Origin of the sequence: Kitasatospora sp. NPDC057518 (assembly GCF_042802075.1) — a bacterium.
Lineage (GTDB): Bacteria > Actinomycetota > Actinomycetes > Streptomycetales > Streptomycetaceae > Kitasatospora.
The window spans coordinates 1-7,737 of record NZ_JBHVEU010000425.1; the positions used below are offsets into that span (position 1 = coordinate 1).

The 7,737-nt window shown below is 74.4% G+C and carries 6 protein-coding genes; 1 reads left to right on the forward strand and 5 read right to left on the reverse strand.

Annotation, left to right across the window (positions count from 1 at the left end; translation table 11 throughout):
• Positions 1–302: 302 nt before the first annotated feature.
• From ACFU7Z_RS31960 to cseB, 4 genes are all read right to left on the reverse strand, one after another.
• A complete protein-coding gene (locus tag ACFU7Z_RS31960) occupies positions 303–2,861 on the reverse strand; it encodes an ABC transporter permease (protein ID WP_380781323.1) in 2,559 nt (852 codons plus the stop codon).
• An 81-nt stretch (positions 2,862–2,942) separates the two neighbouring features.
• Complete coding sequence (locus ACFU7Z_RS31965; protein WP_074001196.1) at positions 2,943–3,677, reverse strand: ABC transporter ATP-binding protein; 735 nt, start codon at positions 3,675–3,677, stop codon at positions 2,943–2,945.
• Between the two features lie 168 nt (positions 3,678–3,845).
• On the reverse strand, positions 3,846–5,162 hold the full coding sequence (locus tag ACFU7Z_RS31970) for an ATP-binding protein (protein WP_380781325.1): 1,317 nt from the start codon (positions 5,160–5,162) through the stop codon (positions 3,846–3,848).
• A 5-nt stretch (positions 5,163–5,167) separates the two neighbouring features.
• Positions 5,168–5,839, reverse strand: a complete 672-nt coding sequence (gene cseB, locus ACFU7Z_RS31975; RefSeq protein ID WP_234348271.1) for a two-component system response regulator CseB — start codon at positions 5,837–5,839, stop codon at positions 5,168–5,170.
• An 881-nt stretch (positions 5,840–6,720) separates the two neighbouring features.
• Between cseB and ACFU7Z_RS31980 the strand changes: the two genes are divergently transcribed.
• The gene (locus tag ACFU7Z_RS31980; RefSeq protein ID WP_380781327.1) at positions 6,721–7,365 is read left to right on the forward strand and encodes a TIGR03085 family metal-binding protein; all 645 of its coding nucleotides are present in this window, start codon (positions 6,721–6,723) and stop codon (positions 7,363–7,365) included.
• Positions 7,366–7,442: 77 nt separating this feature from the next.
• Here the strand turns inward: ACFU7Z_RS31980 and ACFU7Z_RS31985 are convergent.
• Positions 7,443–7,737: PASTA domain-containing protein (locus ACFU7Z_RS31985; protein WP_380781329.1), on the reverse strand; the 295-nt coding region annotated here is incomplete at its 5' end.

Here is a 7,737-nt window from a genome sequence, read left to right on the forward strand (position 1 = left end):
GGGGAAGGGGTCGGAAGAAACAAAGAATCCCCGAGGGAAAAGATTCCCGCGCCTCGCTGCCTCGCCCGGACGGCGAGGCAGTACTCGGTGCGCGGGGTGCGCGCGCGGAGTCGATGGACCGGGCGGTGATCGCTTCGACCTGTTCACGGGTGCGGGGTTCGAAGCTGAGGTGCCGGGTGGCCCCAGGTTGGGGGCAACCCCTCACGAGTTCGAATCTCGTATCCTCCGCCTTCACGAAGGCCCCGACCGGTTCACCGGCCGGGGCCTTCGTCGTTCCGCGATTGCCGTGCCGGGGCCCGGGGTCACGCCTCCGCGACGGCTTCGAGCGGCTTCAGGGCGGCTGCCCGGCGGGCCGGTACGGCGGCGGCGAGAGCGCCGACCGCGAGGGACAGCAGACAGACGAGGAGCAGGGTCCCCCAGGGCGGCGCCAGGGAGTACTGCTTCACCGCGCCGTTGGCCAACGCTCCGACAGCCCAAGCGCCGAACAGGCCGCCGGCCAGGCCGAGCAGGGTGCCGAAGCCCGCGACGGTCACCGCTTCCAGGCGGATCATCCGCCGGACGCCCGCGCGGTCCATGCCGATGGCGCGCAGTACACCGATCTCGCGGGTTCGTTCGGCGACCGAGATGGCCAGGGTGTTCACGATGCCGAGCCCCGCGATCACGACGCCGATGGCGAGCAGCCCGTACATCAGGGTCAGCAGGTTGCCCATGGTGCCCGCGGCCTCGCGGACGAGTGCGGGCCGGTCCTGCACCTTCAGCAGCGGGTTGTTGCCGACGGCGGCACGCAGCCGGTCCTCGGTGGCGGGGGAGACCGAGCCGGGGTCGGTGCGGACCAGGATCCGCTGGACGGAGTCCGGCAGGAAGCCGTCCTGCTGCACCTCGGCGCGGGCGCCGAGGGCGTCGTGGGCGGTGGGATTGTCCTGGTAGACGCCCACGACGGTGTACTTGGCGAAGGTCCGGCTCCGGCCGATGGTGGCGTCGACCTGGCTGCCGGTGCTCAGGCCGCTCTCCCGGGCGATGGTGCTGGAGACGGCGATCCGGCCGGGTCCGAGGTCCTTCGCGGAGCCGCTGAGGAAGTCGAGCCTCATGACGTCGTCCACGGAGTCGGGGTCGACGCCGGAGATGTCACGGACCCGGCCGCCGATGAACAGGACGGAGTCCGCGACGGCGCTCGCGGCCCGCACCCCGGCGGTGTGGGCGACTCGCTGGACGGCGGCCGGGTCGACGCCGGTCGTGGTGGTGCGGGTGCTGATCACGTATTCGGCGCCGAGGCCGGCCGCGGCCTGACGGTCGAGCGCCTGCCCGGTGGAGTTGCCGATGACGGCGAGGCCGGTCACCAGCGCGGTGCTGACCAGCAGGGTGGCGGCGGTGGCGGCGGTGCGCCGCGGGTCGCGCAGCGCGTTCTGCTGTGCGAGGTGACCGGTGATCCCGGAACGGCCGGTCAGGCGGCCGATCAGCCGGATCGCCGGGACCACGAGTAGCGGCGCCAGCACGATCAGGGCGAGGACGAGGACGCCGCAGCCGAGCATCGCGCCGCGCAGGTTCCCCTCCGAGGCGTCCTTCGCGCCGGTGAGCGGGACGAGCAGGCCGACGCCCAGGGCGAGGAGGGCGAGCCCCGCGACGGCGCGGACGCGGAACCGGCCGGCGGGCGGCTGCTGCGCCGTACGCAACGCCTCGACGGGCGCGACGCGTGCGGCCTTGCGAGCAGGCAGCCAGGCGGCGAGCACGGTGACCCCCACCCCGACGCCGAGCGCCGCCAGGACGGGGCGCGGGCCGATGACCAGCGGGCCGTCGGGCAGCAGGTCCCCGCCGGTGCTCAGCAGGCCGGGCAGGACGGCGGCGATGCCGAGGCCGAGGACGAACCCGGCCGCCGAGGCGGCGAGCCCGACCAGGACGGCCTCCACGAGGACGGACCGGACCACCTGACGGCGTGAGGCTCCGATCGCCCGGAGCAACGCGATCTCCCGGGTGCGCCGGGTGACGAGCATGGTGAAGGTGTTGATGACCAGGAAGGACCCGATGAACAGCGCGATTCCGGCGAAGACCGTCGGCATCTTCTGGTAGCCCCGCGTCAGGGTGCCGACGTAGACCGCCTGCTGGGCGGCCCGGGCGGCGGCGGTGGTGACCTCGGCCCTGTCGGGCGGGAGCACGGTGGCGACCCGCCGGGCGAGTTCGGACTGGCCGGTGCCGGCCGCGGCGGACAGGTCGATCGCGGTGTAGTGGCCCGAAGTGGCGAACAGTCGCTGGGCGGTCGCCCGGTCGAACAGGACGAGGGTGCCGCCCGCGAGCACCCGGGTGTCCGTGGTGGTGACGACGCCGACGAGCCGCATGGTCATGGCCGGGCCGTCGGTGGCCAGCGTGACCGAGTCACCGACGTGCAGGTGCCCGGCGGCAGCGGTGCCACTGTCCACGGCGATCTCGTCGCCGCCCGCCGGGGCACGGCCTGCGGCGAGGGGGTGGCGGCGGTCCTCGCCGTCGGGGCCGGGTACGTAGGCGGCGGCCGGGTTCGCGCCCGGCCTGACCCGCAACGGGGTACCGTCCGCCGCGTTCAGGGCGGCCCGGCCGTCGACGGACGGCCGCACGGCGGCGACACCGGGGACTGCGGCCAGTCGCCGGGCGAGCGCGTCGTCGAGGACGCTGTCCGGCTGGTCCGCGGCGGCCCCGGCCGGGGCCTGTCGTGCGGTGACGGTGACCGCGATGTCGGCGAAGTTCCTCGACGCGGCGGCGCGGTAGGCGGCCGCGGCCGAGTCCGCGAAGACGAGGGTGCCGCTGGCGAATGCGACACCCAGGCAGACCGCGAGGACGGTCATGACCAGTCGGGCCTTGTGCGCCAGGACGTTGCGCACGGCTGTTCTCAGCATGGGTTCGGCTTCCGGGGGCGTGGGAGGGACGGGGCATGGGAGCGGCGGGGCGTGGGAGGGACGGGGATGTGCGGGCGCGGGTCAGCTGGTGCGGGCGCGGGTGTCGAAGCGCTTCATGACGTCGAGGACCCGGTCCGGGGTGGGGCGGGTCATCTCGTCGACAAGCCGTCCGTCGGAGAGGAACACCACGCGGTCGGCGTAGCCGGCGGCGACGGGGTCGTGGGTGACCATGACCACGGTCTGGCCGAGTTCGCGCACCGAGTCGCGCAGGAAGCCGAGGACCTCGGCGCCGGAGCGGGAGTCGAGGTTGCCGGTGGGCTCGTCGCCGAAGACGATCGCGGGCCGCGAAGCGAGGGCGCGGGCGACCGCGACGCGCTGCTGCTGACCGCCGGACAGCTGCGCGGGCCGGTGGTCGAGGCGCCCGGAGAGGCCGACCATGGAGACCACGCGGTCCAGCCACTGCCGGTCGGGGTGGCGGCCGGCGATGCTCAGCGGCAGCGTGATGTTCTCCAGCGCGGTCAGCGTCGGCAGCAGGTTGAACGCCTGGAAGACGAAGCCGATCCGGTCGCGGCGCAGCCGGGTCAGCGGCCGGTCGCGCAAGGAGCCCAGCTCGGTGGTGCCGATGCGGACGCCGCCGGAGGTGGGGGTGTCGAGCCCGGCGGCGCAGTGCATCAGAGTGGACTTGCCGCAGCCGGAGGGGCCCATGATCGCGGTGAACTCGCTCTCCCGGAAGCCGATGCTGACCCGGTCCAGGGCCACGACCCGGGTGTCGCCGCTGCCGTAGACCTTCGTCAGGTCGGTGGTGGCGGCCGCGATCCCGGGGGCCGGGTTCGGCGGGTACGGGGTGAGGGGGACGGTGGTCACGGGGACTCCTCTTCGGTGCGGACGGTGCACTTCGAAGGGTGTCCGGGCGACGTATCGGGACCCGCGCCGGCGTGTATCGGCGTCCGCTCCGCTTCGTAGCGGTTCCGCGGAGCCGGGCGGTCAGGCCGGCAGGCGCAGAGTGGCGACGGCCCCACCGTCCGGGGCGTTGTCCAGGTGAAGCTCGGCACCGAGCAGCCGAGCCTGTCCGAGGGCAATGGTCAGGCCCAGGCCGTGGCCCGAACCGCGCTCGGCGGCGCCGCTGTGGAAGCGACGCGGGCCGTGGAGCAGCAGGTCCGCCGGGAAGCCGAGGCCGTGGTCGCGCACCACGACGGTGCGGCCCTCGACGGTGACCCGCACCGGGGCCCGTCCGTGGCGGTGGGCGTTGACGACGAGGTTGCTGACGATCCGTTCCAGGCGGCGCGGGTCGGTCTCCACGGTCGTGGCGTCCTCCGAGCGGTGCGCGGCGGCCGAGCGGTGCGCGTCCTCCGGGCCGTGCGCGGCGGCCGGGCCGTGCGCGGCGGCGACGGTGACCTCGGCGTCGAGGCCGGTGCGCGCCACGGCATCGGCGACGACCTCGCCGAGCGGAACCCGGGCGCGGACCGGCTGCTCGGCCCCGGCATCCAGGCGGGAGATCTCGAGGAGGTCCTCGACCAGGGCGCGCAGGTCGCGCACCCTGGCGCGGAGCAGGTCCTCGGTCTCGCCGGGCGGCAGCAGGTCGACGGTGGCCAGCAGGCCGCCGACGGGTGTGCGCAGCTCGTGAGCCACGTCCGCGGTGAACTGGCGCTCGGTGCGCAGCCGCCGGCCGAGGCTGTCGGCCATGAGGTCGACGGTGGCCGCGATGTCGGCGACCTCGTCGTTGCCCCCGGTGGGCCCGGTCCGGGCATCGAGGTCACCGGCGGAGATCCGGACCGCGGTTTCGGAGACCTGCCGCAGCCGACGGGCGACCAGCCCGGCGCCGTAGACGGCCAGAGGCGTGGCCGCCGCGAGCGCGACCAGCGACGCGACGGTCATGGTCAGGTCGAGCCGGTGCAGTCCGTAGAGTTGCGGGCCCGTGTTGACCCGGACGGCGAGGACCGGGCTGCCGGGGCCGGCGGTTCGCTGGGAGGCCCAGACGGACGGCCCGAGGGGTCCGTCGACCCGCCCGTCGTAGACCGTGTGCCGGGCGTCGTCGGCCGGGTGGCGCAGTTCGGCGGGCAGCTCGGCCGGGTCGAGTTCGGCTCCGTCCGCCAGAGTTCCGGTGCGTCGGTAGACGTCCATGGCCGAGTACACGGCGTTGAAGGCCTGCGCCTCGGCCCGGCTCCGGATGTCGCGGGCGGTCCACAGGTGCACGAGCACGCCCACCGCCGCCACGACCAGGCAGGCCGTGGCCGCCGCCAGCGCGGCGATCTTCCACCGCAGGGACGCCCGGGCCGGCCGCGGCCGGCGGAACCCGCGCACCGGGCTCAGCGCCTGAACTTGTAGCCGAAGCCGCGGACCGTCTCGATCCGCTCCCGCCCCAGCTTCCTGCGCAGCCGCTGCACGCACAGGTCCACGACCCGGCTGTCGCCGTCCCAGCCGTAGTCCCAGACGTTGCGCAGCAGGGTGTGCCGCTCCAGAACCACGCCCGGGTGTGCGGCGAACTCCAGGAGCAGCTTCAGCTCGGTCGGGGTGAGCGCCACCGGTTCTCCGGCGACGGCCACCTCCAGTCCGGCGGTGTCGAGGCGCAGGTCCCCGAACACCAGCACCTCCCCGTCGGCGGGCGGCGCCCCGGCAGTGACGCGCTCGGGCTGAGAGGCGGCGGACGGCGTGTAGGTGGCCCGCCGCAGCAACGAGCGGATGCGTGCGACCAGCACGTAGGTGTCCACGGGCTTGACCACGTAGTCGTCCGCCCCGGCCTCCAGGCCGGCGACGACGTCGAGCCCGTCGCCACGGGCGGACATCATCAGGACGGGTACCAGGCTGGTCTCCCGGACTCTCCTGCACAGGCCGATCCCGTCCAGCCCAGGCAACATCACGTCGAGGATCAGCAGGTCGAAACTCCCGTCACGGAAGATCTCCAGCCCGCTCAGACCGTCGGCGGCGGCCGCCATCTCGTAGCCGTAACGTTCCAGCGCGACCGTGAAGGACCGGCGCATCAGATCGTCGTCCTCCACCAGCAGCACGCGGACCGGGCGCGAGGAAGCCCCAGCCGGGGCGGAGAATGACACGGGCGGATGGCTCCTGTTCGAACGGTCCGGTGACCAGCCGACTGCCCACGGGACGGCAGCCACAAGGGGACCATACGGCAGGCACCGAACACGCCCCCGGCGCACGGCAGGACCTGCGACGCCATTCCCACACCCCCTCTCCTACGCGAAACCCCAGGTCATCCCAGGTGCGATCGGCCCGACCACCGAGGGGGGCCGCCGTACTCCCGCACCCTGTCCGCCCCTTCGCACGGACCGGCGCGCCCATTCGATGGACAACCAAGCGCTCCCTGATACCCACCCGATACAGAACCCAGTCGGCCCCGGCGACACCCTCCCGACCACTACCCGGAAGGAGTCGGCCGGCTGCCCGACCGACGGCTCCGTGGTCTCGGTTCGGGCTTCCGTCCCGTCAGGGCTTTGATCCGCCCCAATCGCGCGGGGCGGCCGTGCGCGTGGTGTCGGGCCCGTCGCGGTTGCGGGGCCGGGCCCGGGGTGCCTCAATGGCCGCGGCGGCGACCGCCGTCTGCGGGCGAGGAGGGCGGACATGCCACGGGTCGCGGTGAACGGGGTCGAGCTCTTCTACGAGGTGGGCGGGGACGGCGAGCCGCTGGTCCTGGTGCACGGCTCGTGGGGCGACCACGGCAGCTGGGGGCCCGTCCTGCCCGCCCTCGCGCAGAAGTTCCGGGTCCTCGCGGGCGGAGCCGGCGGTACCAGGAGCACAGCGAGACCTGCTCCAAGCGGTGTTCGGAGGGCCCGCATCCGAACGGGTCGGCGCTGCGCCGCAACCGACCGGGCCCGGTGGGCAGATGAGCCCATAGGCTTCCACCATGTCGAACCACGCCCTCGCCGAACGCCACCGGCTCGCCCAACTCCTCACCGCTGCCGGGCCGGACGCCCCCACCCTCTGTGAGGGGTGGACGACCCGGGATCTGGCCGCGCATCTGGTGGTCCGGGAGCGGCGGCCCGATGCGGCGGCGGGGATCCGGGTCGGGGCGCTGGCCGGCTGGACGCGGCGGGTGCAGGACGGGTACGCCGAGCGGCCGTACGAGGAGCTGGTGCGGCTGTTCCGGGCCGGGCCTCCGGTCTACTCGCCGTTCGCCCTGCCCGGCGCCGACGAGGCGGCGAACACCGTCGAGTACTTCGTCCACGCCGAGGACGTGCTGCGCGCGGCCGACGACTGGACCCCGCAGCCGGTCCCGCCCGGCCGCGCCGAGGCCCTCTGGCGGCGCCTCCCCATGATCGCCCGCCTGGAGGCCGGCCGCCGCTCCCCCATCCGGCTGGCGCTCGTCCACCCCGACGGCCGCTCCCTCACCGTCGGCCCCGCCGGCTCCCCCACCGTCCGCCTCACCGGCGAACCCGCCGAGCTCGTGCTCTTCACCTACGGCCGCGGCGCCCTGACCACCCTCACCGTCGACGGCGACCCCGACGCCCTCGAAGCCCTCCGCCACGTCCTGCCGCTGCCCCCGAAGTAGCAGAGCAGCGGAAGCCGGTGTGGCCTCTCGGCATGCCGAGGGGCGACGCTCGCGGGCGGGACCGCGGGCGCGGGCGGTCAGCTTCCGGGGCGGCCCTTGGAGATGAAGAGCTGGACGGGGGTGTCCGTCGCCGTGGTGTGCCCGGGCAGGGGCGCGGAGTTGATGACCGAGCCGGCGGGCAGCTTCCAGTCGGTGAGTTCGTGGACCTCGTAGTGCAGTCCGGCCGCGTCGAGCAGCCGGGTGGCGGCGTCCCGGGTCAGGCCGGCGACCGGGGGGACGGTCACGGTCGTGGCGCCGGGTGCGGGCGGGGCGGCGGGGGACGGGGTGCCTTTGGTCGCGGAAAGGGAGGAAGGGGTGGCGGAGGGGGACGGG